The 24,696-nt window shown below is 46.6% G+C and carries 22 protein-coding genes and 1 riboswitch; of the genes, 16 read left to right on the forward strand and 6 right to left on the reverse strand.

Annotation, left to right across the window (positions count from 1 at the left end; all coding sequences use genetic code 11):
* The first annotated feature begins 7 nt into the window (after positions 1-7).
* Positions 8-931 (forward strand): ABC transporter ATP-binding protein, encoded by a 924-nt coding sequence (locus MHH76_RS05135; RefSeq protein WP_023856481.1) that lies wholly within the window; start codon positions 8-10, stop codon positions 929-931.
* A complete protein-coding gene (locus tag MHH76_RS05140) occupies positions 924-1,865 on the forward strand; it encodes an ABC transporter permease (protein ID WP_023856482.1) in 942 nt (313 codons plus the stop codon). Before MHH76_RS05135 ends, MHH76_RS05140 begins: the two co-directional genes overlap by 8 nt.
* Positions 1,866-1,981: 116 nt before the next feature.
* On the opposite strand, the gene cspB is transcribed toward MHH76_RS05140, so the two are convergent.
* Positions 1,982-2,182: a cold shock-like protein CspB gene (gene cspB, locus MHH76_RS05145; protein WP_003155376.1), complete on the reverse strand. Its 201-nt coding sequence runs from the start codon at positions 2,180-2,182 to the stop codon at positions 1,982-1,984.
* Between the two features lie 303 nt (positions 2,183-2,485).
* A riboswitch (SAM riboswitch) is annotated at positions 2,486-2,599 on the forward strand.
* A gap of 99 nt (positions 2,600-2,698) precedes the next feature.
* Between cspB and MHH76_RS05150 the strand changes: the two genes are divergently transcribed.
* From MHH76_RS05150 to MHH76_RS05165, 4 genes are all read left to right on the forward strand, one after another.
* Positions 2,699-3,700, forward strand: coding sequence for a methionine ABC transporter ATP-binding protein (locus MHH76_RS05150; RefSeq protein ID WP_023856483.1), 1,002 nt, complete (start codon positions 2,699-2,701; stop codon positions 3,698-3,700).
* 2 nt (positions 3,701-3,702) lie between these two features.
* Positions 3,703-4,353, forward strand: coding sequence for a methionine ABC transporter permease (locus MHH76_RS05155; protein WP_020450685.1), 651 nt, complete (start codon positions 3,703-3,705; stop codon positions 4,351-4,353).
* Between the two features lie 21 nt (positions 4,354-4,374).
* Positions 4,375-5,193: a MetQ/NlpA family ABC transporter substrate-binding protein gene (locus MHH76_RS05160; protein ID WP_023856484.1), complete on the forward strand. Its 819-nt coding sequence runs from the start codon at positions 4,375-4,377 to the stop codon at positions 5,191-5,193.
* A 126-nt stretch (positions 5,194-5,319) separates the two neighbouring features.
* Positions 5,320-6,705: an L-cystine transporter gene (locus MHH76_RS05165; protein ID WP_023856485.1), complete on the forward strand. Its 1,386-nt coding sequence runs from the start codon at positions 5,320-5,322 to the stop codon at positions 6,703-6,705.
* Positions 6,706-6,750: 45 nt separating this feature from the next.
* On the opposite strand, the gene MHH76_RS05170 is transcribed toward MHH76_RS05165, so the two are convergent.
* Genes MHH76_RS05170 through MHH76_RS05180 form a run of 3 tightly spaced genes read right to left on the reverse strand, consistent with a single transcriptional unit; the run spans position 6,751 to position 8,931 of the window.
* Entirely contained in the window at positions 6,751-7,092 is a 342-nt protein-coding gene (locus tag MHH76_RS05170) for a hypothetical protein (protein WP_020450688.1), read from the reverse strand.
* Positions 7,093-7,139: 47 nt separating this feature from the next.
* Positions 7,140-7,565: a prolyl oligopeptidase family serine peptidase gene (locus tag MHH76_RS05175; protein ID WP_308442920.1), complete on the reverse strand. Its 426-nt coding sequence runs from the start codon at positions 7,563-7,565 to the stop codon at positions 7,140-7,142.
* Positions 7,528-8,931, reverse strand: coding sequence for an alpha/beta fold hydrolase (locus tag MHH76_RS05180; protein ID WP_250635917.1), 1,404 nt, complete (start codon positions 8,929-8,931; stop codon positions 7,528-7,530). The genes MHH76_RS05175 and MHH76_RS05180 overlap by 38 nt, the downstream gene beginning before the upstream one ends.
* 145 nt (positions 8,932-9,076) lie before the next feature.
* Here MHH76_RS05180 and MHH76_RS05185 point away from each other — a divergent pair, with 145 nt between their 5' ends.
* Positions 9,077-9,637 carry a YhcN/YlaJ family sporulation lipoprotein gene (locus MHH76_RS05185; protein ID WP_023856486.1) on the forward strand — a complete coding sequence of 187 codons (561 nt, stop codon included), beginning with the start codon at positions 9,077-9,079 and terminating at the stop codon, positions 9,635-9,637.
* A gap of 115 nt (positions 9,638-9,752) precedes the next feature.
* A complete protein-coding gene (locus MHH76_RS05190; RefSeq protein ID WP_023856487.1) occupies positions 9,753-10,652 on the forward strand; it encodes a hypothetical protein in 900 nt (299 codons plus the stop codon).
* On the opposite strand, the gene MHH76_RS05195 is transcribed toward MHH76_RS05190, so the two are convergent.
* Positions 10,642-11,289, reverse strand: a complete 648-nt coding sequence (locus tag MHH76_RS05195) for a spore coat protein (protein ID WP_023856488.1) — start codon at positions 11,287-11,289, stop codon at positions 10,642-10,644. The two genes, MHH76_RS05190 and MHH76_RS05195, sit on opposite strands and share 11 nt — an antisense overlap.
* 691 nt (positions 11,290-11,980) lie before the next feature.
* Between MHH76_RS05195 and MHH76_RS05200 the strand changes: the two genes are divergently transcribed.
* From MHH76_RS05200 to MHH76_RS05210, 3 genes are all read left to right on the forward strand, one after another.
* The gene (locus MHH76_RS05200; protein WP_043054251.1) at positions 11,981-14,002 is read left to right on the forward strand and encodes an ATP-binding protein; all 2,022 of its coding nucleotides are present in this window, start codon (positions 11,981-11,983) and stop codon (positions 14,000-14,002) included.
* A 112-nt stretch (positions 14,003-14,114) separates the two neighbouring features.
* Positions 14,115-17,735 (forward strand): 5'-nucleotidase C-terminal domain-containing protein, encoded by a 3,621-nt coding sequence (locus MHH76_RS05205; protein WP_025811838.1) that lies wholly within the window; start codon positions 14,115-14,117, stop codon positions 17,733-17,735.
* Positions 17,732-18,316 carry a class D sortase gene (locus MHH76_RS05210; protein WP_020450696.1) on the forward strand — a complete coding sequence of 195 codons (585 nt, stop codon included), beginning with the start codon at positions 17,732-17,734 and terminating at the stop codon, positions 18,314-18,316. Before MHH76_RS05205 ends, MHH76_RS05210 begins: the two co-directional genes overlap by 4 nt.
* Positions 18,317-18,346: 30 nt before the next feature.
* Here the strand turns inward: MHH76_RS05210 and MHH76_RS05215 are convergent, their stop codons facing one another.
* Positions 18,347-19,264, reverse strand: coding sequence for an RluA family pseudouridine synthase (locus MHH76_RS05215; protein ID WP_020450697.1), 918 nt, complete (start codon positions 19,262-19,264; stop codon positions 18,347-18,349).
* Between the two features lie 112 nt (positions 19,265-19,376).
* Here MHH76_RS05215 and MHH76_RS05220 point away from each other — a divergent pair, with 112 nt between their 5' ends.
* From MHH76_RS05220 to abc-f, 5 genes are all read left to right on the forward strand, one after another.
* Positions 19,377-19,745: a YhcU family protein gene (locus MHH76_RS05220; RefSeq protein ID WP_020450698.1), complete on the forward strand. Its 369-nt coding sequence runs from the start codon at positions 19,377-19,379 to the stop codon at positions 19,743-19,745.
* A gap of 168 nt (positions 19,746-19,913) precedes the next feature.
* Positions 19,914-20,339 (forward strand): CBS domain-containing protein, encoded by a 426-nt coding sequence (locus tag MHH76_RS05225; RefSeq protein ID WP_020450699.1) that lies wholly within the window; start codon positions 19,914-19,916, stop codon positions 20,337-20,339.
* 138 nt (positions 20,340-20,477) lie between these two features.
* Positions 20,478-21,140 carry an HAD family hydrolase gene (locus MHH76_RS05230; RefSeq protein ID WP_020450700.1) on the forward strand — a complete coding sequence of 221 codons (663 nt, stop codon included), beginning with the start codon at positions 20,478-20,480 and terminating at the stop codon, positions 21,138-21,140.
* Between the two features lie 23 nt (positions 21,141-21,163).
* Positions 21,164-22,702, forward strand: a complete 1,539-nt coding sequence (locus tag MHH76_RS05235; RefSeq protein ID WP_020450701.1) for a bifunctional GNAT family N-acetyltransferase/carbon-nitrogen hydrolase family protein — start codon at positions 21,164-21,166, stop codon at positions 22,700-22,702.
* A gap of 334 nt (positions 22,703-23,036) precedes the next feature.
* Positions 23,037-24,665, forward strand: coding sequence for an ABC-F type ribosomal protection protein (abc-f, locus tag MHH76_RS05240; protein WP_020450702.1), 1,629 nt, complete (start codon positions 23,037-23,039; stop codon positions 24,663-24,665).
* Positions 24,666-24,696: the final 31 nt, after the last annotated feature.

Here is a 24,696-nt window from a genome sequence, read left to right on the forward strand (position 1 = left end):
AGAAACAGTGGAAACACTTTTGGAATTAAAAAATGTATCAAAAACGATCAGGGGGAAAAAGATTATCGACGGCTTGAGCTTTGACGTGCGGGCAGGCGAAATATTCGGCTTCCTGGGTCCGAACGGCGCCGGAAAAACGACGACGATCCGGATGATTGTCGGGCATATGAACATCACCGCCGGTGAAATCGCCGTGTGCGGCGTCAGCGTAAAAGAAAATTTTGAAAAGGCCGCGCGGCATATCGGAGCGATCGTTGAAAATCCGGAACTGTATAAATTTTTAACGGGCTATCAAAACCTTCAGCAATACGCGCGCATGACGAAAGGCGTGACGAAACAGAAAATTGACGAAATCGTCGAGCTTGTCGGATTGAAAAACAGGATCAACGATAAGGTCAAAACGTATTCTTTAGGAATGAGACAAAGGCTTGGCCTGGCCCAAAGCCTTTTGCACGATCCGAAGCTCTTGATTCTCGATGAGCCGACGAACGGGCTTGATCCGGCCGGTATCCGGGAAATTCGCGATCATTTAAGAAAGCTGACGAGAGAAAGAGGTATGGCGGTCATCGTTTCAAGCCACCTGCTTTCAGAAATGGAGCTGATGTGCGACAGGATCGCCATTATCCAGAACGGAAAGCTCCGGGATATTCAGCATGTGCACGGACCCGCTCGGGATGAAAAGAAGCGCTATTATATTCAAGCGGATGACAATCAGGCTCTGATGCGGGAAGCGGCTGCCTTCAAAAAGATGAAGGTTGACGAAGCGGAAGGCGGGATAGAGCTCAGCCTTCAAAAGGATGAAGTGCCTGATTTGATCAAACACTTGTCAGACAACGGTGTCCGCCTATATGAAGTGAAGGCTGTGAACAAATCGCTGGAAGACCGGTTCCTGGAAATCACCGCAGAGAAGGAGGAAGCTCAGCATGTTTAATCTCATCGTAAATGAATGGATCAAAATTTTTAATCGAAAAGGCACATATGTCATGATTGCGATTTTGCTGTTATCTGCCATCGGGCTGGGCGTTCTCACAAAGACGATCGGAGAGACAGACCAAAACCCGGACTGGAAAAAAGAATTGATGCAGGAAAATAAAGATATGAAAGAACAACTTAAAGGGGTCAATAATCCGGCACTTGAAAAAAGCTATGAACGGTCGACCGCCATTAATGAGTATCGAATCAAGCACGATTTGCCGGAAGACGGGGACTATTCGGCCCTGTCGTTCATCAGCGACGCGAGCAGCACCATTCCTCTCCTCGGTCTGTTTGTGATCACGGTGGCTGCGGGAATCGTTGCGAATGAATTCAACTGGGGAACGGTGAAGCTGCTTGTCATCAGGCCGATCAGCCGCTTTAAAATTTTGCTGGCAAAATATTTTACAGTTCTGCTTTTTGCATTGGCTTTGCTGTTCATTCTGTTCGCAAGCGCGGGTATCACAGGCCTTGCTTTATTCGGGGCAGGCGACGGCAGCCAGGTTCACTTGGCGTACGCCGATGGAACAGTTGAAGAAAAAAGCCTGCTGCTGCACTTGGCCGGCAGCTATTTGCTGAATTCAATATCGCTTTTGATGATGGCGACAATGGCCTTTATGATTTCAGCTGTTTTCAGAAACAGCTCGCTTGCCGTAGGTATTTCAATTTTCCTTTTGGCAATGGGCGGAACGGTGACAAACTTGCTCGCAACGAAATTTGATTGGGTGAAATACATCTTATTTGCCAACACTGATCTCACTCAATACTTTGACGGATCTCCGCTTGTTTCAGACATGACGCTGGGATTCTCGATTGTGGTGCTGGCTGTCTATTTTATCGTTTTTCATGTGCTCGCCTTTGGTGCATTCACAAAAAGAGACATCGCTTCATAAGCGGTTTTCGCAAAAAAAGCCTGACGCCGGTTTTCCGGGCGTCAGGCTTTTTTTAAATATAAAAAGACTGCTGACATTCGGTCAGCAGTCCTGTATGAAGATCAGCGGTTCACAGCTTACGCTTTTGTTACGTTAGCAGCTTGTGGTCCGCGGTTTCCTTCAACGATTTCGAAAGATACAGATTGGCCTTCTTCCAAAGTTTTGAAGCCTTCGCCTTGAATAGCAGAGAAATGAACGAATACATCGTCTTGTCCTTCAACTTCGATGAATCCGAAACCTTTTTCAGAGTTAAACCATTTTACTTTACCTTCTAGCATGAAATTTCCTCCTAAAGCGATAACGCTTAAATTCACTATTCTTGCTCTAAAACAAACTTCCAAGACGAAAACTCTTACAAAACTTTCTTCTTAAAGATAGTTCGAACAAAAATAATTACCTTTACTTTACCAGTGTTTAAGCGAAATTACAACTGCTAAACACAATTTTTTTAAAAAAAGTGAAATTTAATAATCAGGGCAAAAAATAAAGCATTGAAAAGCGGGTTTTTGAAATTTTCACAATTCTGATTGACAACATTTCAAAGAAGCTGTAAAGTTAGGTAAAACTTCATGCATCAACACTTCTTATTCAGAGAGGCGGAGGGAATTGGCCCTATGAAGCCTCGGCAGCGGGTTCTGCATACAGCAGAATACTGTGCCACATCCAACAAGCCGTACGGGCTTGGAAGATAAGAAGAGAGCGGACCACTCTATTTACTTCGTGTCGTCTAAGGCTTCTTCTTATTTTTTAAGAGGGAGCCTTTTTTGTTAGCCAAAAAGAGGAGGAAGATCATCATGATTACATTTGAAGGCGTTGAAAAGGTCTATGAAAGCGGCGGACAGAAGGTTCATGCGCTCAATGGAATCGACCTTCATGTAGATAAAGGGGAAATATACGGCGTCATCGGATTCAGCGGCGCAGGGAAAAGCACGCTGATCCGCTGTGTGAACTTCCTTGAAAAACCGACGGCCGGAAAGGTATTCGTCGGCGGAAGAGACTTGATGTCTCTGTCGAAAGCTGAGATTCGAGCTGTTAAAAGGAAGATCGGCATGGTATTTCAGCATTTTAACCTGTTAAATTCAAAGACGATTTTCGCTAATGTCGCTGAGCCGCTCGCGCTTGTCAAAACACCGAAAGCCGAAATCAAGCAAAAAGTGACGGAACTGCTCCATTTTGTCGGGCTTGAGGATAAAGCCCGCGATTATCCGGATCAGCTGTCGGGCGGCCAAAAGCAGCGCGTGGGCATTGCCCGGGCGCTGGCGACAAATCCGGAGGTTCTGCTCTGTGATGAAGCGACATCCGCGCTTGACCCGCAGACGACCGGCGATATTTTGAAGCTGCTGAAGCGCGTCAACGAACAATATAACATCACGATTTTGTTGATCACTCATGAAATGAATGTGGCAAAAGAAATCTGCGACAAAGTCGCGGTCATTGAAAAAGGAAGGATCATTGAATCAGGCAGCGTGTTTGACGTGTTTTCCGCGCCGGAAACCGAAACGGCCAAAAGCTTTGTCAAATCAGCCATCGACCACGAGATACCTGAATCGATTCAAAAATTAAATGTGAAGCATCTCTACCAGCTTCAATTTGTCGGCGAATCTTCCGGGAAGCCATTTCTTTCGCAAGTGGCAAAGCGGTTTGACGTAGAAGTCAACATTCTGCACGGAACGATTACAGAGCTTCAGGGAATTCCGTTTGGCAGTATGACGGTTGAACTGCAGGGGGAAGACGGTGAAATCGGGCGGGCGCTCGAATATATACGCAGAGAAAACATTCGCATCAGGGAGGTATAAGAATGCTTGTTACATATGACCAAATCATTGACGCACTGGTTCAGACGATTCAAATGACGGTTTTCTCGCTTTTATTTTCAAGCGTGATCGGCATTCCGCTCGGCATTTTGCTGGTTGTCACAAGGAAGGGGCATCTGCTTGAAAATCCGGCAGTTTTTACGGTTGTCAATATGATCATTAACATTTTCCGGTCCGTTCCGTTTATCATCTTGATGGTTGCTTTAATTCCGGTGACAAGGCTGATTGTGGGGACGTCCATCGGCACATCGGCAGCGATTGTTCCCCTGACTTTTTATGCGGGGCCTTACATCGCAAGGCTCGTCGAGAACTCTCTGCTTGAAGTCGATCCGGGAGTCATTGAAGCCGCTGAAGCAATGGGAGCGACTCCGCGGCAGATCATCTTCCGGTTTCTGATTCCGGAAGCGCTCGGTTCGCTTGTGCTGAGTTTTACGGTGGCAACGGTCGGATTGGTCGGAGCGTCGGCGATGGCTGGTGCGATAGGCGCCGGCGGTCTTGGGGATTTGGCGATCACATACGGCTACCAAAGGTTTGACACGCTGACGATGATCATCACGGTTGCAATTCTCGTCATCGTTGTGCAGGGATTGCAGACATCCGGAAACGTTCTGTCCAAAAAATTGAGAAGAAGATAAACAGAGAGGGAGACAGCTATGATGAAAAAGTTCACATTTGTTATCATTTTACTGCTGCTTGCGGGAGTGATCGCGGGGTGTGCGGCAGACTCTGATGCGAAAACCATTAAAATCGGCATCAGCGGAACGGATACAAGAATCTGGGACTATGTGAAGAAAAAAGCCGAGAAAGAAGGCTTAAAGCTTGAAATCGTCAAATATTCTGATTATGTTCAGCCGAACCAGGCTTTGGCAGGCGGTGACATTGACGCCAATGCATTTCAGACGATATCTTACTTTAATGCATTCAAAAAGGAACGCAATCTTGAACTATCGCCGATCGGCACAACGATCATCGCTCCGATGGGCATTTATTCCGAGAAGTATGATTCGCCTGACGATATACCAAACGGCGCGGAAATCGCTGTTCCGAGCGAAGCGACGAACATGGGCAGAGCCTTGCTCCTGTTGGAGTCCGCCGGCCTGCTTCAATTAAAGGACGGATTTGACGGAAACGGAACGCTTGATGCGATTAAAGAAAATCCTAAAAAACTCAAAATCACAACGGTGGCCGCAGAGCAAACGCCGCGCGTGCTTCCCGACGTCGCTGCATCTGTTATCAACAACGGCATAGCGGTTGACGCCGGCTTCCATCCTGTCAAAGATTCGATTAAACTGGAAGACGAAACAGCGACACCGTACATCAACATTATTGCGGCCAGAACAGAAGACCGGGACCGTGAAGATTTGAAAAAGATCGTTGAGCTGTACCAATCAGACGATATCGCTGAATTGATCAAAAAAGAGTTTGACGGTGCACAGCTGCCGACTTTTGTTCCACTGAAAGACATCGGCGAATAAAATGTCAGTCGCGCAATTGATTCCCGGGTCATATATTGAAATACATCGATAATTCCTACTTGACCAATCAGGTTTGTTGTACTATAGTTTTTAAATGTAAAAAATTCTGGGGGTGCTTTTGTTACCATGACATTATTTGTTGTTATTAATATTATCGTCATGCTCGGCCTGATGGCGCTCCTTTATATGATGCAAAAAAAACATGTTTCTTTTTCTAAGCGGGTATTTACCGCTCTGGGAATCGGCATTGTTTTTGGATTCGCTTTGCATTTTATATATGGTTCGTCTTCAGAAACGATTACGCAGACATCTGATTGGTTTAATATTGCAGGCGGCGGCTATGTGAAGCTTTTGCAGATGATCGTTATGCCGCTTGTATTCATCTCGATTTTGGGTGCTTTTACAAAGCTTAAACTGACGCACAATATCGGAAAAATCAGCGGATTGATCATCGGCCTCTTGATCGCGACGACAGCTGTCGCTGCTGCGGTGGGAATCGCGTCCGCACTTGCTTTCGACCTGCAGGCTGTCCATGTGGATCAAGGCCAGGCAGAGTCAATGAGAGGGGCGGAACTCGAACAGAAATCGCAGGACATGGAAGCCAAAACACTTCCACAGCAAATTGTCGAGCTTCTTCCGGGGAATCCGTTTTTAGATTTTACGGGAGCAAGACCGACATCAACGATCGCCGTTGTTATTTTTGCGGCTTTCCTTGGAATCGCGTATCTCGGGGTCAATCGAAAACAGCCTGAACAAGCTGAGCTTTTCAAAAAGATGGTTGATGCCGTGTATGCGATCATTATGCGTGTAGTGACGTTGATTCTGAGGCTGACGCCTTACGGTGTATTGGCGATCATGACAAAAACGATTGCAACGAGCGATCTCGACAGCATTGCCAAGCTCGGCAAATTTGTCATCGCTTCATATGCGGCGCTGATCGTCATGTTCATCATTCACCTGCTGCTCATTACATTCAGCGGTTTAAATCCTGTCACATACTTGAAAAAGGCGTTTCCGGTCCTTGTATTCGCGTTTACATCTAGATCAAGCGCAGGCGCTTTGCCGCTGAACATTAAAACGCAGCGCAGCCTCGGTGTTCCCGAAGGCATTGCAAACTTTGCCGGTTCCTTCGGACTGTCCATCGGACAAAACGGATGTGCCGGAATTTACCCTGCAATGCTCGCGATCATGATTGCGCCGACGGTCGGACAAAATCCGCTTGAGCCGTCATTTTTGTTCACGGTTATCGCTGTTGTTGCGATCAGCTCTTTCGGAGTGGCAGGCGTCGGCGGAGGTGCGACATTTGCAGCGCTTCTCGTCCTTTCGGCGTTAAATATGCCCGTAGCGCTTGCTGGACTGCTGATTTCGGTTGAGCCGCTCATCGACATGGGGCGTACGGCTCTTAATGTCAGCGGCAGCATGACGTCAGGACTTGTCACAAGCAAAGCAACAAATGAACTTGAAAAAGACACGTACCAAGACCGTACTAATATCATTGAAGCAGAAGTGTAAAAGAAGAACGGCCCGCACAGCTTGATTGCTCGTGCGGGCCGTTTTTTATGAATAGTTTTGGTCGTTATCGAACATCGTCTGGTTTGCAGTCTGATCGTTCATGACATTAACCGGGGCAGTCATATGGCTTGATTGATGCTGGTCGTTTGCCGTATGGCCTGACTGGCGATGTTCCTGTGACTGTCCTCCGGAATTGAAAGCCTGTTTGATCATGTCAGCCGGATTCATCATCATCTGGTTTCGGCCGTTACCTTGCTGTCGACCTCCCATGCCCTTCGCGAACATGCCTGTCAATCTTTTGCGGATTTCGGGAGAAAAAGCCGCGGTCAATGCAGCTGATCCTAAAACCAATACAGCGGGATGGATGCCTGATCTTCTTCTAAACAAAGGGTCAACCTCCTTTTTACGTATACCATCCCCAGTCCTGATCGGTTTTATTCTTCAAGCTGTGCCGCGAGGTATAAGCGGTTACTTTCGAAAAATTCGAAAATTTTATGGTAGGCTTTTATTTTATTTTCTGTTTTAGAAAAACCGTGTCCTTCATTTTCCAAAACAAGATACTCAATATTCCGCCCCATGGCTTTTAACCGATCGACGACCTGATCGGACTCTTCCTTTACGACGCGGGGATCGTTTGCGCCTTGGATGATCAGCATCGGCTGAGTCATATTCTCCAGGTATGTAACAGGAGAATCGGCTTTCAGTTTTTCATAATCCCGCTCACGGTTGCCGACCCATTTTTCCATCATCGGCTGCCAGAAATCCGGTACGGATTCGACAAACGAAAACAGATTGCTGACTCCGCATATATCGACGACGGCGCTACTCTGGATGCCTTCCGTGAAGCAATAGCGACATATACCCTCCGTAGCTGCCCCCCATTAAAAAAAGTTTTTCGCGGTCCGCAAGCTTTTGATCGATAAGCCAGTCGATGCCTGCAGTCATATCGAGGCGCGGTCCGTCTCCCCAATCTTGTTCAACCATTTTAAAGAAGGAATAGCCGTAATTCGCTGATCCCCTGAAATTAGGGGCGAATAACTGGTAGCCCATTCTCGCAGCGAGTTGAAAGAGATCATAGAACATAAAGGTTTCTGCATCTTGCGGTCCGCCGTGCGGCCAAATAATCGTCCAGCCGTTCGCTTCTTCCGGGCCCGGCTTAAACAGCAGCCCTTCTATAGCGAGACCGTCAAAAGAAGGATATGTCACAACCTCCGGATATGACAGCTCCTGTTCGGAGAAACCTGGAACCGAATGTTTCGTTAATTGCCGCCATTTTGTCTGTCCTTTCGTTAATACATAGAGATTAGCCGGCCTGGTCGGCGTTGAGCCGAGAATGTACAGCGTGCCCGAAGAGGCGCAGTGTATTTTCGAAATGGATGTGCAAGGGCAGTCCACCTGCCGGCTTCCTCCTGTTGCTGTGTTGTACTCATACATCACCTCTTTGACGCCTTTTTTTCCAATCAGATAAAGGAAAGTTCCACTCGGATCAGCGTGGATGGCTGTTAAATCAGTTTTGTCAATCGAAAGCACCGGCGCAAAAATACCGGATGAAACGTTGTACAAGGCAAGGTATGAAAACTCGGCTTCGTAGTTTGTCGTGACGAATAACCGATCATCAGATGCAAAGCGGGAAGAATAAACCATATGAGGCAGCGTCTCATCGGGGACGATTCCTGTCGTCACACCTTCAGCGGTATGGATCATGCAGACATTGTGGCTGTTGACATAGTAGACATGGATGCTGACGGCTTTCTCGCCCGGGCTTACATCAGCCAGTATTGAAGTTCCGTCTTTTCCTTTAAAAATAAGCTCTTCTTTTTCAGCGAGACAATCGTATCTGTATGTATTTAAAAATGTCGGATTGTCCTTTGTGGAGGAGTAGTAAACGGCGTTTTGGACAGGGATGGGCTCGAAGTGGCGGTCCGTTTGATTTCCGTTTAATGAATGGAACGACCCGTTTTTTGACGAAAGCTTGTACAGTCCGCTTTGTTCGTTTCCGTCATGGTCAAAACCGGCATAGAGAATAGAGCCGTCGGGATTGTAGGCGATTCCTTTTGCATCCTGATTCAAGAATGACAGCTGGTACGGGTATGCATCGGGAAGATCCATCGCCCACAGGTTTGATGTTCCGTTGAGATTTGTATCAAAAACAAGCTGCGTCTCATCGGGATGTACCGCAAAGTTTTTAATTCGCAGCACATGCAAAATGCTTTTTGCTTTTTCCATTTTATATACACCTCAGGATTTATTTGGGTATTTTTACATTCAATAAGATCATAACAAAAGTCGCGTATAAAAAATATGCTTTAGACAAATAAATAACACGAAAAAGAAAAAACCTATACGTCAATCATTAAAGGAGGCAATTTTAATGTTCAGTATGAAAAAAAGCGCGATTGTTGCTTTGCTCCTTCCGTTTTTGTTCACAGCCGGATGCGGCATGGCAAACCAGGGGGCGGATAACAACCGTCGCAACCAGGACAATGCGCTTCAAAATGTAACAAACAGAGATAACGACCGCACGAATGTCAATGACGGCAGAAACGTCAACGACCAAATGAATGTGACAGACAACCGCGATGCCAACCGGGATAATAATAATATGGAAGTGGCGGATAAAGCCGCAGACAAAGTGACGGAACTGAAAGAAGTCAGAAGTGCAAACGTCATTACGACAAACCGCAACGCTTATGTAGCGGTCGTTTTGAAAGGCAATCCGAAAGGCGACGTAACGAATGAGCTGAAAGGGAAAATCTCGAAAAAGGTTAAAGAAGCAGACAATAACATTAACAATGTATTCGTTTCGGCAAATCCTGATTTTGTTGACCGGATGAGAAATTATGGCGACAGAATCCAAAATGGCGAACCGATCGAGGGCATGTTTGAAGAATTCGGTGAAACGATCAACAGAATTTTCCCGAATCAAAGATAATGAAAAGCCGCAATGAGCGGCTTTTTTTGTTGGCTGCTTTTCATACAGGCCACTTCCTGAACCTTTCCGCATAGTGTGTAGTACAGAGAAGCACATCGCGGAGGAGGGATGATATGTGACGGGAGAGATGAAAGCAGCCTTTATTTTAATTATGGCGGGCACTCTATCCGCTTCGTTATTGGCCGTTTTTGTCGTGTTCAGCCAAGAGAGCCCTGAGGCAGCTGTTCTTTCTGGGAAAAAAGAAAAACTGAAAGAATCGCTGAAAATGCTTAAATATGAAAGTGTCAGCATTTATTACGCTGAAGAAGATAGGACGATCCTGGAGCTGACAAAGGAGACGCTTCGGGATGCAGCTGACTTGAATCGGGAACTGTTTGCGAGTCCTCTTCAAGACAGCGTTGATTTGATCTTTTTTTCAAACCGCGATGATATGGAGTCATTTTCAAAATTAAAGGATATCACCGGATTTTACTCAAATGATATGCGGATGATCGGGCTGTTGCTCGAGGAGAAAAAGCATCTGAATAGCAGCGAGGGATTCGCCGTCTTCCTGTACAAACGGGTGCTGATACATGAGTATACCCATTATGCTTTTCACGTCAAGCTGAGAGAACTGAATGCCGACCCGGCAGCTTATCCGCTTTGGTTTCACGAGGGAGTGGCGGAATGGGTTTCTGCGCACGACGCCGTAGAAATCCGGACTTTGCCGTCAGCCGTTCCTTTAAGCAAGCTGAAGACCGACCGGCAGTGGCAAAAAGCACGCATTGGATATGAAACCGATATTTATTTGCAAAGTTATTATTTGATCGAAGAGCTCGCGGAGAAAAAAGGAAGGGGTATCATCCTCGACATTATAGAGGAAACGGCTGCTCGGGGAAGTTTTGAAGACGGATTTAAGGCCGCCGTCGGTCAGTCTTTACCGGGCTTTGAAAAAGAATTCAAACGGAAATATGAAGCGAAAAAAACGGCATGGAAGGTTTCATTCTTCCGTGCCGTTTTCATTATCAATGAATAGGTCTCTGCTGCCCTTTCGGAGGCATTTGCGGCTGACCTTGCACCGGAGCGAATGCTGAAGTCATCTTCTGCATGTCTTGCGGTGCAAGCTGAGGAACTTGATAGTACCCGTGTTTGTTCTGATAAAGGAAAATTTCATAAGCCATTTCGATATAGTGAGGAATCTGGTCTGCGAGAACCCTTCTGCAGACAGGGTTTGTCACTTCGGGAGCCGCCATGGCCAATGCCGAACAATTGGTTTTCATCAAGCCGAGCATAAAGCTGCTGATACAGGCGTCATCAATCGCCTGCACGGATTGCTTCGGCTGTTTTGGCTGGGCATCTTTTAACCCGTAGACAAATTGGCGATCCTCTTTCATCATATATGTTGCCGTTTCCTGGCTCGGCTTTTGCCCCGTTCTGAAACATTCTGTTGTGATGTTGTACTGAGACGAAATAAACCGGTGCTGCCTGTCCAAAATATCGAGCAGCTCCGGATCTTTGACATGCTCTCTGAACATCATATATTGCTCAAGAACGCCGATCATACCGGACAACACTTCATGCATGTCAAACACTTCGTGGCCCCCGTGATTCATATGCTGCATTCCTTCATTGCCTTGATTGATTTGCATTTGCGGCTGGTTTTGCTGTTCCACTCTAACGTATCCTCCTTAAATGTAATTCAACTATTATATTTCGTTTTTGCCGTCATGTTTATTCAAAAAAGGAATAATCGATAAACTGGATTTAAAGGGATTTTATTCTAACCGTCGAATAGTTTAGTTCAGAGAAAATATTATGGGGGTCTTGTGTTCAAAGACAATATATCATCTCATTGGTCGAAAGTGGAAATGAGGTCATTTTGGCGTCAAACTGAAAAAAACTGAGGATCAGGAGAGGAAATTCTGGCCGGTTTTGAGATCCCTCGTACCTTTGTAAACGGAGCACATATCTGCCGGGCGATGATGAAATGTTCATGCATGCTTCCGGCAGTTAAAGGAATTCGATGAGTGGATGGATGTTTGATATCCGAAAAAACAAATGAGCCGAAACAGGTCGGATTCAAATAAAGGCTGCCGGAAGAAGAATAAAAGACGGATGTCGGTCTTGTGTTCATGCACTTTTGTTTAAATATGGACTGAAAAACAATCGATTTGCAATGCCCGGGTGGATATCGGCATGAAGAACTTTGGCATTTAAAGAAGGTGCCTGCAAACTTTTTATTGCCCCTGCGCGATCTGTAAAGGATTCTCCCTCCGTAAATGATTTCAGCTGCCAATCATCATGAAAATGCAAAAAAGGTGTTTTCCTTTTTGATTTTGCACTTAGAAAAGGAGGAGTTTTGTAATGCTGGGCTCAAGTGAGACGGTTGGAAAAATGTCAGGTTTATTTGGTAATGATTCTGTGTATCCGAAGGTGCAAACAGAAGTATATAAAAAAATCAGTGAACTGAGTGGTTTTTATAGGCTGGATGATATTTATCTTTCCTTGATCGACCAGTATATGTTTCCTTGTCTGATCCTGAATGACCGGGGAGAAATTGTCGCGTCCTCAGAAAGCGCCGATCAATATTTGAAAAGTTCAAAAGGCAACATTCATCAAGCTTTTCCCGCGAGCTTATCCGTGCAGGTCAATGCCGCTTTACAGCGGGCAAAGAAAGAGAAAAAAGTGTCGTTTAAAAACGTTCCGATTTATTTAAGCGGAGAACTATCCTTTGTTCATTTAACATTAAAAAGTTTCTTCCGCCAGTATCACAAGCTTTATGTGCTGTTTATCGAAAAAGCAAAAGAAGAGGCAGCCCGCGTGCCGGTATCCGGCGGAGAAGACGGCCAGCTTCATCTTCAGCATCTGTACCGGACGGTAAAAGAGCTCGAAGCGTCCAATGACGCTTTGGTGTCTGCCAACCAAAAGCTTCAGGAGGAAAACAAAAAATTAACGGCGCTAAACAGGGCGTTTGAAAAGAAAGTGAATGAGCTGAACACCCTTAAAAATGATCTGAACAATCTGCTGACCAGCACGAACATCGCCGCCGTTTTTTTGGATCAGGAATTGAAATTGAAATTATTTACGCCGGAAGCCGCCAACATGTTCGACCTGAAAAAGGAGGACCTTTCAAGGCCTGCCGATAAGCTGACAGAGAGGTTCAACTATAAGGAGTATGCCGATGACATAAAGCGCACGCTTTATGAAAACAAGACGGTCGTAAAAGAGTTCGAAATGCCAAACGGCGGCTGGTATACCGTGAAAATGATCCCTTATTATGCTTCAGGGAAAAAGGTTGAAGGCATTGTTGTCACGTTCACGAATGTCACTGAATTGAAAATGACGAACGAGGCGCTGCATATCAGCTCACAGGCTATTGATCAAAGTCCGGCCAACATATTGCTCACTTCGGTCGACGGTTCGGTCACTTATGCAAACAAACGCTTTTGCCGGATGCTCGAAAAACATCTGGATGACCTCATCGGCGGCGATGTATTTAACATTTACCGCAAGCATTTTCACTGTGATGATCTCAATCGCTTCTGGAAGCACGTCCTTGATAAGAAACCATGGTCAGGGGAGCTTAATTACCAGGATAGGGAGCAGCAGGACAGGTGGGAGCAAATCTCCCTTATTCCTGTGGAGGACAGCGCGGGGAACGTGCATCAGGTTATGCTGATATCCGAGGACATTACAAACCAAAAGCGATCTGAAAAAATGCTCATGAAATCGGAAATGCTGTCAGCGGTCGGGCAGCTTGCTGCCGGGATCGCTCATGAAATACGGAATCCCCTCACATCTCTGAAAGGGTTCCTCCAGCTGATGATCCAGTCTAAAAAATATCAAAAAGATTATGCGGAAGTGATGATGTCCGAATTCATCAGGCTTGAAGCGATTATCAACGAATTTCTCGTATTGGCCAAAACAAAATCGACTACATTTGATCCGGTTCAGGTCAACTCGATTGTTGAAGATGTCTGCATGGTATTGGAGTCGCAGGCCGTGCTGAACAATGTGCGGATCGAGAAACAGCTGAGCGGAGATCTCCCTGAGATTCTCGCTGTTTCAAATGAACTGAAACAGGTTTTCCTCAACATATTAAAAAATGCGATCGAGGCGATGGAGGATGCTGAAGGCTTTATTACAATACGTTCCTACTATGAAAAAGACAGCGTATTCATCACCTTTGAAGATCAGGGAAAGGGCATCTCAAAAGATGTGCTTGAAAAGCTTGGGGAGCCATTTTATACAACGAAGGAAAAAGGAACCGGGCTCGGATTAATGGTTACATTTAAAATTATTGAAAATCACGGCGGAAGCATTCATTTTGAAAGCGAGGAAGGAAAAGGAACGACCGTAAAATTGAAGCTTCCGATTAAAGAATGAGAATGCGGTCATCCCTGTTCTCATTCTTTTTTGAAAATTTTACAAAAAAATCATATGTTCTTTATCATTATCAGATAAACTTGACAGGAAGCAAAAAACGGGAGGCGAATATATGGTCAATGTTCTAAAGTGTCGTTTTTTAGCTGGTTTGACGATCACGCTTATGATGATTGCGTCTTTTTTGACGCCGTTTGCGGACATATCGCGCGCTTCAGAAACGATTACCGTAGAAGAAGCGATTAAGCACAACGAAGGGCATGCAGCTGTTGAAGGGTATGTCGTCGGACACACTGTCTCGAGCGGCCATTATCGTTTCAGCGGAAATTTCGCCAACAATTATAACATCGCCATCGCTGATAAAAAAGAGGAAACATCACCTGAGAACATACTCCCCGTGCAGATACCCGCATCTTTCAGAGACCAGTTCGGTTTAAAGACAAACCCTCATCTCATCGGAAAAAAACTCATCATCGAAGGCGAACGCTCTACATATTTTAATTCCCCCGGTTTGAAATCCGTTCAATCCATCACATTTTCCGGAGGCGATGCACCGCCTGCCAAGCCTGAGATCAAAACGATAGCTGAAGCGCGCAAGCTTTTAAATGAAACGGTCAAAATCACAGGAATCGTCACTGCGGATCAGGCGGCTGTCGGAGGAGGAAAGCTGTCCACATTTATTCAGGACGAAACGGCGGGCATCAATATCTATTCCGCTGCACAAGGCGATTTTCCGGAGCTGAAAGAGGGAATGTCCGTTTCGGTCACGGGGAAGATCACGACATACAAAGGATTGACAGAAATCGTTCCCGTACCGTCAGGCATTGAAGTAACCGGAGAAGGAGCGGTACTGCCCGACCCTGTTCCGCTGACCATTAAAGATGTGCTCGATCAGGGAACGGCAGTTAAATACGAAGGCCGGCTAGTGAAGATGAAAGGATTTATTGAAACAAAGCCGGATGCGCCGGCAGGCGGCGGCTATAATATCACGATGATCGATGAAAACTATCATCCGCTCACACTAAGGGTGATGGAACAAACGAATGCCGCCGATTCGATAGAACAAGGACAATGGTACGAAATTACCGGCATATTAAGCCGTTATGATACGGTGCAGCTTCTGCCGAGAAAACAGGAAGATCTTCAGATATTAGACGGCATTGCGCATCCTCCCCCCGCTGCTGAAGGGGAATACGAAAGCGTTGTCGAACGAGTTGTCGACGGGGATACGATCCACTTAAAAGAGCCGGTTCTCGGATCTACAAAAGTCCGCTATGTCAACATAGATACAGCCGAAACTTACCATAAGCCGAAAAATGAATTAGATGAAAACCAGCTGAAACACGGCAACAAAGCGAAGGAATATTTGCAGTCTATATTGGCTCCGGGAGACAAAGTCACTGTGAAAGTGGGCAAGGAAGCAAAAGACAGCTACGGCCGCCTGCTTGCCCAAGTCATCACTGAAGACGGCGTCAACACGAATTTGCAGCTTGTTCAAAAGGGGATGGCCGTCACCTATTTCATTTGGCCGGTTGGAAGTGATGAAGACTATCAATTGTTTCAAAGCGCCGTCAAAAAGGCGAAAGATGAGAAAATCGGCATTTGGAATCCCGCTGATCCGCTCCTCGAAATGCCGTTTGAATTTCGTGCCAGGGAGCAGGGCAAAGGGCTGACGCGGCATGTCGGTGACTCTGCGGAAAAAACGTATGTCGCGCCTGAGAAGTGGCGAGAGATTCCGGTGGAAAGACGAATTTTCTTTGCGTCGGCTGAAGAAGCGGAAGCTGCAGGCTATTCGAAAAAAGAGCAAAGCGGCAATATTCCGCTGCGCCTGTTAAGCATGAATGATCTGCACGGAAAGATCGATCAACAATATGAGCTCGATCTAAACGGCGATGGCCGGACGGATGGAACATTCGGCAGGATGGATTATGCAGCAGCATTGATCAAAGAGAAAAAAGCCGAGCGGGAAAATACGCTGATCGTCCACGCAGGTGATATGATCGGCGGAAGCTCGCCGGTTTCTTCCCTGCTTCAGGACGAACCGACAGTTGAAGTCATGGAGGAAATCGGATTTGATGTGGGAACCGTCGGGAACCACGAGTTTGATGAAGGAACCGAAGAGCTGCTGCGCATGTTGAACGGCGGCGAACACCCTGAAGGGAAAGGGACAAAAGGCTATGACGGACAGGATTTCCCGCTTGTCTGCGCCAATTGCAAGTTGAAAACAAACGGGGAAAGCTTTCTTCCTCCATATGAAATCATTGAAGTTGAAGGGGTGCCTGTCGCTTTTATCGGTGTTGTGACACAAGCGGCCGCCAATATGGTTATGCCCGAAGGAATTCGCTCAATTGAATTTACAGATGAAACAAAGGCCGTCAACCAGGCTGCAAAAGAACTGAAAGCGAAAGGGGTCCGGGCGATAGCGGTGCTCGCCCATATGACAGCTTCCCAGGACGGCGGAGTTGTGACCGGTGAATCAGCCGAACTTGCTAAAAAAGCAGATCCTGAGATCGATGTCATCTTTGCCGGCCACAATCATGAAGTGGTCAACGGCCAAGTCAATGATATTTTAATCGTCCAAGCATACGAATACGGGAAGGCAATCGGTATCGTCGATCTTGAAATCGACCGGGAAACGAAAGACATCGTACAAAAGAAAGCGGAAATCGAATATGTGAATCAGGAAAAGCTCAAGCCTGATCCGGCAGTCGGTCAGATACTGGATAAATATGAGCGGATGGTTGCGCCGATCATCGGCGAGAAAGTTGGTGAAGCAGCACACGATATGGCAGGAGGCTATTCAAACGACGGAGACACCCCTCTCGGGAATCTGATTGCTGACGGGATGCGGAGCGCAATGAATTCAGATTTCGCATTAATGAACGGGGGCGGCATCCGTCAAGATTTAAAAAAAGGAACGATTACATGGGGAGACTTGTTCAATATCCAGCCTTTCGGCAATGTACTCGTCCGGCTTGAAATAAAAGGCAGGGATTTATACGATATTATAGACGCGCAAATATCCCCATCATACGGCCCGGATTACTCGATCAGCGGCTTTACCTACACGTGGGACCCGAAAACAAACAAAACCGCGGATATTTTTCTTGAGGACGGAACGCCGATTGATGTAGACCGGACATATACGCTGACCGTAAACAACTTTATGGCATCTGCTTCAGGCAGCAAGTATTTGCCGATTTCCCGGCTTGGAAAAAATCCGGTCACAGGTCCGGAAGATATCGAAGCTACAGTAGAATTTGTCAAAAGCTTTAAAGAACCGATCGCTTATGCTGCCGAAGGACGAATCAAAAAATTAGCAGAAGATGATTCACGTCCGGGAGAAGAACCCGGACGCGGGGCAGATCCTGATGACGAAGAAAAACCGGGAAGCGGAGGCGCTGATCCGAATGACGAAGAAAAACCGGCTGGAGATAAGGGCGATGGAGAAAAGCCCGGCAATGACAGCGGAGAAAAGTCGGTTCATGGCAATACCGGCGATACGTCAAAGAGCGGTGCTGTTCCTGTTGCAGGCGTGACGATCGGTGAAGGGGCGGATGCGCCGGAGGAGAAGATGGACGGTCTGTCAAATGATGCGTTTCTGTCAGATTCGCGTGAAGAGCACAAGCTGCCCGACACGGCGGCTTCTTACGGCGGTTTCCTTTTGTACGGCTTCCTGACGTTTATGTTCGGAGCGATTCTTTATATGCGGAAAAGGGGTATTGCAAAACTATGAAAGTGAAGATGTTATCGTTTCTGCTGATGACGGCGGGGCTTGCCATTTTTGCATATGGCGGCTGGAAAATATTCGATATGAACAGACAGACCGATATTTCTTTAACTGAAGCAAAAGAAGCCATTGCATCGAGTCAATCCGTCCGTTCGGCAAAGCACCCCTCAGCGCCAGCATCGTTTAAGCCCGCCAACGGCGAAGCGGCAGGCATCCTCCATATACCCAGACTGGGCGCTCAGCTTCCCATCGTTGAAGGAACAAGTCCCGATGATTTGGAAAAAGGCGTCGGTCATTATAAAGACAGCTATTATCCAAAACAAAACGGGCAAATTGTTCTTTCAGGGCACAGGGATACGGTTTTTCGCAGAACAGGGGAGCTGGAAATCGGAGATAAGCTGAAAATCGAGCTTCCATACGGAAGCTTCGAATATGAAATCACACACACGAAAATTGTTGATCAAGATGATACATCCATCATCACGCTGCAGCACGAAAAAGAAGAATTGCTGTTAACGACATGCTATCCGTTTTCTTATGTCGGAAATGCGCCTGAGCGCTATATTATGTATGCAAAACCGCTTTAAGGCTGTCCTTAATGGACAGCCTTTTTATGGTTAATCAATCGTGCCGAACAGTCGTCCGATTTCGTCTTTCAAGTCATCCGGCAGCGGTGCTGTGACAGTGACGCGTTCTTTTGTGATCGGATGGGTGACATTGATTTCGATCGCGTGAAGAGCCTGCCTCGGAAAAAGCCCTTCTGAACCGCCGTATAAAGTGTCGCCTGACAAAGGATGACCGATGCTTGCAAGGTGAACACGTATTTGGTGGGTTCGGCCTGTCTCCAGCTGCAGCCTGCATAGTGTAACATCGTGCCGGCTGTCATACCCTAACGATTCAAAATGGGTCACGGCGGGCTGTCCGGAATTGGACACCCTTCTTCTGACGGGATGGTACCTGTCTCTGCCGATCGGCGCCGAAATAGTTCCCGTTTTTTTTCTGAATTTCCCTTCCGCTACAGCTAGATATGTCCGCGCCAGTTCTTTTCTTTGCAGCTGTTCGTCTAAAAGGGCGTGGGCGAGGCGGTGCTTTGCAAAAACGACAGCGCCGCTCGTATCCTTGTCAAGACGGTGGACGTGCCGGACTTTTCGCTCCTCCCCGTTCATTTGAAAATAAAACGCCACAAGGTTGCTCAGCGTGCCGGTCTGGCCAGCTTCATTCGGATGTGTCGCCATTCCCGCCGGCTTATTGACAATGAGCATATGATCATCTTCAAACAGAACGGGAAGTTCTCCGTATTCAGGGACGATACCGCTTTCTTCTTCCTCTCTGAGATCGATCATTACGCTGTCTCCGCACTCAAGCTGAACGTTATGATCCACGGGTTTATGATTCACTTTAATTTTCTCATTTGCGATCCAGTATTGAATGACAGGCTTCGATGCTTTCGCTTCTCTTTTTAAATATGCAAATAAATGTTCGCCGTGATGCCGGCTGCCTGCGCTGAAGATTAAGCCGTGATTTTTTTGGTTCATTTTTACTGCTCCTTTCTGTAAAAAGCGTTGAGCCATTAGGAAACACTTACCTTCACAGCCCATTGTTTATGTATGCTATTCTGTTTGAAGAGATTTGAACAAGGGATGAAGGGTGATCAATTTGCGAATTGTAAAGGCAGCAACTGAAGAACAAGAAATTTATATAGAAGAGCTTGTATCAGAGCTGTATCAAATATTTCCATTGTACTTGAATAAACAAAAAATAAAAGAACTCAAAAAGCAGGGCGTGCTTGAATTGAAAGAGGATGAATACAAAGGAACGCTCGATGAAGCGTTTCAGATTATGACAAGCCTGCAATTGATTCATGCCTTATTAACTAAGGCGAAGCGCCGGTGGGTGCTGAAAGATCGTGATTTGTTCGATAAAAACTGCCGCAAGCTGAATGACTGCGGTCTGTACTTCCCTCTGACATCTGCCGACTTTCATATCGTGAATACCGACAATAAAATGCTGATGTAAAGCCGGGTTTGTCTGAATTGAAAGAGCTTGTTCCGTTTTCGGAAAAGCTCTTCTTTTTATGAAAAGATGATATAAGAAATAAGCGGAAAACACAATGAAATGGTGCCAACTTCCTTTTTAGCATGTGCATGACCTGTACATACTAACAATCGAAAGGGGTGCAGTCTATTGACGACAATCAGCAATGCGATGTCTAGACAAGTGGCAACAATTTCTTCCAATCAAACGGTTCAAGAAGCGGCTGAGTTGATGAGCCGCCATAATATAGGGGCGATCCCGGTCGTGGATCAAGGCGTGTTAAAAGGAATGATCACAGACCGTGATATCACGCTCAGAACGACAGCGGAAGGCCAGGATGGGCAGACACCTGTTTCAAACGTGATGACAACAAATGTTGTGTCAGGGAACCCGAACATGAGCCTTGAAGAAGCATCACAGATGATGGCTCAGAGTCAAATCCGCCGTCTGCCGATCGTCGAAAACAACCATTTAGTCGGGATTTTGGCGCTCGGGGATCTGGCGGTAAACGAAATGTCCAATGAATCTGCCGGACAGGCGCTTACGAACATTTCCACTCCGGCACGGACTCAGTAAGAACGGAAGAGCTTGCCTCTTACAGCAGGCTCTTCTTCATTTATACATACCGGTTTTTAGTGTCTTCTCTTTTCAAGGGGCGGCAAGAAGGATACAATGAATGGTGCAAACAGTCAAAAGGAGTTGGGCTAAAGCGCGATGATTAAAGCAGTGATATTTGATTTTGACGGTCTTATTTTAGATACAGAAACGCACGAATATGAAGTGCTCCAGGAAATTTTTGAAGAGCACGGCTCAGAGCTGCCAATGTCGGTTTGGGGAAATGTCATCGGCACGGCCGCCGGATTCCGGCCGTTCTCTTATTTGGAGGAACAGCTGCAAAAAAAGCTGGACCATGAGCAATTGACGAAATTGAGGCAAGAGCGTTTTACGAAAAGAATGGAAAGCGAAAAAGCGCGTCCCGGTGTGGAAGCTTATTTGTCCGCGGCGAAAGAGCTCGGTTTAAAAATCGGCCTGGCGTCAAGCTCGGATTATAAATGGGTGTCTCAGCATTTGAAACAAATCGGCCTGTACGATGATTTCGAGTGCATCAGAACGGCCGATGATGTTGAGGAAGTCAAACCGAACCCGGAACTCTATTTAAAAGCGGCGGAATGTCTCGGTGTGAAGCCTGAAGAGTGCATTGCGTTCGAAGATTCTGTCAACGGATCAATCGCCGCGAAAAGAGCCGGAATGAAATGTGTCATTGTACCGAATAAAGTAACGAAAAGCCTGCTGTTCGAGCATTATGACCACCGTTTGGAATCAATGGCGGAAATGGAGCTGGAACAGCTGATCGAAAAAATTTCCGACCCATCATAAAGAAGGCAGAGGAGGAATGGGACGTGTCTGAAAAACTGGATCTTTCCCGCTTTGAAAAAAAGATTGTCATCCGCAATATTGAAGAAAAAGATATCGACAGCATCATCGGGCTTCAAGAGCTATGTTTTCCGGGAATGATCCCATGGAAACGGGAACATCTGGAAAGCCATTTGGAACACTTCCCGGAAGGCCAGTTTTGCGCAGAGCTTGACGGAGAAGTGATCGGTTCCTGTTCAAGCCTGTTGATCAACTTTGATGAATATGATGACAGACATACATGGCAGGATATTACAGACGACGGGTATATTACGAATCATAATCCCGACGGCTTAAACATGTACGGGATCGAGGTTATGGTTCATCCTGAATACAGACGGATGAAGATCGGCCACCGTCTCTATGAAGCGCGTAAAGATCTGGCAAGGCGCTTAAATTTAAAGAGCATTATCATCGGCGGCAGGATTCCGAACTATCATAAGTACGCTTCCGAGATGACGCCGAGGGAGTATGTCGAACAAGTCATCCACCACCAGATCTATGATCCGGTCCTTTCGTTTCAACTGTTGAACGGATTTACGATGATGAGGATCAACCCGAACTATCTCCCGGATGACAGAGCATCAAGCAAATATGCGACATTGATGGAGTGGAATAATGTCGACTACTTGCCGCAGACGAAGCGCTATTACAAATCAGCTTTTCCGGTGAGAATCTGTGTGATTCAATATGAGATGAAGCAGATTCATTCCTTCGAGGAGTTTGCCAACCAAGTCGAATACTATGCAGATGTAGCTTCAGACGCGGGAGCGGATTTTGCCGTCTATCCCGAAATCTTTACGACGCAGCTGATGTCGTTTCTTGAAGAGCGCTCACCGAGCCTGGCCGTTCAGCGGATTACCGAATATACAGAAGACTATATCAGCCTGTTCACAGATCTTGCCGTTAAATACAATGTCAACATTATCGGCGGTTCCCACTTCGTTGAAGAAGAAGGGAAGATCTACAATATCGCTTACTTGTTCAGAAGAGACGGAACGATCGAAAAGCAATATAAGCTTCATATTACCCCGAATGAACGAAAATGGTGGGGCATCAGCAGGGGGGACGAAGTGCGCGTCTTTGACACAGACTGCGGCAAAATCGCGATCCAGATCTGCTATGACATCGAGTTCCCGGAACTCGGCAGAATCGCAACCGAAAAAGGGGCCAAGATTATTTTTACCCCTTTCTGCACGGAAGACCGCCAAGGCTACTTGCGAGTCAGATACTGCGCTCAAGCAAGAGCGGTTGAAAATCAGGTGTACACGGTTATTTCCGGTACGGTCGGCAATCTGCCGCAAACCGAAAATATGGATATCCAATATGCGCAATCCGCGATTTTCGCTCCTTCAGATTTTGAATTCGCAAGGGACGGAATCGTCGGCGAATGCAATCCGAACATTGAAATGGTGGTCATCGGCGATGTCGACCTGGAAATTCTCAGAAGGCAGCGGCAGGACGGAACGGTCCGGCAGCTCAAAGACAGACGCCATGACATCTACCGGATTCATTATCAAAAATAGCAGATTCGTGTGCCGGCCGCTTGAGGCCGGCTTTTCATGTTGACTTTTCTCTCTATTTTTCATATATTGTAACTATTAAAAGGAGGTGGAAAAGATGAATCAAACTGGTAAGCGCATGACGGATATGCAAGCTCATCTGTATATTTGTCGCGCGATTTTTTCCGGGGAATGCGTATTACGGGATCAGTCTGCCCTTTTTTACACATTCAATTGGAAAAAATACCAGTGAGAGACATCTGCCCACAATCGGATTTTCTGATGCTGACGGCGGGGTGTAAGCTCTGCCGTCTTTTTTATGCTCAGTGTCTCTTCACGGGATGCGGAGGAAAGATAGATGATAATATGCAGTTTGCAACGTGTCGGGCAAACATACGGAGGACATACGATTTTCAGCGGGCTGTCATGGGACCTGCACCAAGGGGAGCGAATCGGTCTGATCGGACGAAACGGGGAAGGGAAAACGACGTTGTTAAAGCTGATCGGCGGCCAAATGAAACCTGATGAAGGCCTTGTGACTTGGAAAAAAGGATTATCAACGGGGCTCTTGGAGCAAAATCCCGCATGGGACGGCAGGAAAACGGTAAAAGAGCTGCTCTATGACGTTTTTTCATCATTATGGGACACACAGCAGAAGCTTTCCCGGATTGAACGGCAATTGGCGGTTGAAAAGGACGCGGAAAAACTCAGTCTTCTTTTGGAAAAGTACGGGGCTTTGCAAGATGAATTTCAGCGAAAAGGCGGCTACGGCATCAGTGCGCAAATCGAACGGGTGGCGCACGGTTTGAATATTGAGCGGCTACTCGATGCCGAGTGGCGGGAGTTAAGCGGAGGAGAACGGACGAAAGCGGGTCTTGCCAGGCTTCTCTTGGCAGCTCCGGATCTGCTTTTGCTGGATGAACCGACAAACCATTTGGATTTGACAGCGATCGAATGGCTGACATCTTTTTTAAAGCAGTACAAAGGCACAGCAGTCATCGTATCGCATGATCGCTATTTCCTGGATGAAGCGGTCACCTCAATTCTTGAAATCGACCAGGGAGAGCTTCACTTTTCCAAAGGCGGCTATACACATTATGCCGATGAACGGGAAGAGCGCCTCATGAGAGAATTTCATGACTATCAGGATCAGCAGAAGAAAATCAAAAAAATGAAGGAAACGATCAAGCGGCTGAAGGAATGGGCGAATCGCGCCAATCCTCCGAATGACGGCCTGCACCGGCGAGCGAAAAGCATGGAAAAAGCTTTGGAACGCATGGGGAAGGTGAAAAAACCCGTACTGGAACGCAAAAAGATCGATTTAGCTTTCAGCATGGATGAACGAAGCGGAAAAGATGTCGTCAGGCTTGAGGATGTCTGCAAAAGCTTCGGTGAGCGGTTGCTTTTTGACAATCTCAATATGCATGTCCGTTTTCAGGAGCGCGCCGCCATCGTCGGAGAGAACGGCAGCGGCAAAACGACGCTGCTCAACATCATTAGCGGGAAGGAAACGCCGGACAGCGGTGACGTGCAGCTTGGCAGCAATTTATCGGCCGCATATCTGACGCAGCATGTCGGCGAAATGGAGGAAGAGCGCACGGTTTTAGCCGAATTCCGTGAACATGTTTCTGCATCAGAAGGCGAAGCCAGAATGTTGCTTGCAAAGTTTTTGTTTTTCGGCCAATCCGTCTTTCAAAAAGTGAAAAATTTAAGCGGAGGCGAACGGATGCGGCTCCGCTTGGCCCAGCTCGTTCACCAAAACCATAATGTGCTGATCCTCGATGAGCCGACAAACCATTTGGATATCGAATCGAAGGAGATGCTTGAAGAAGCATTAAGCCAATTTCAAGGGACGATTATTGCGGTTTCGCACGACAGATACTTTCTTGACCGGCTTTTCAATGTTACCTGGTGGCTTGACGGCAAGAAACTCGTCAAGTATGAAGGGAACTATACATTCGCAAGAGAGAAACGGCGGCAGGGTTGACACATTTTTATCACATTTGATAGGATATTGC

The organism is Bacillus sp. FSL L8-0193 (assembly GCF_037976065.1).
Classification (GTDB): domain Bacteria; phylum Bacillota; class Bacilli; order Bacillales; family Bacillaceae; genus Bacillus; species Bacillus paralicheniformis.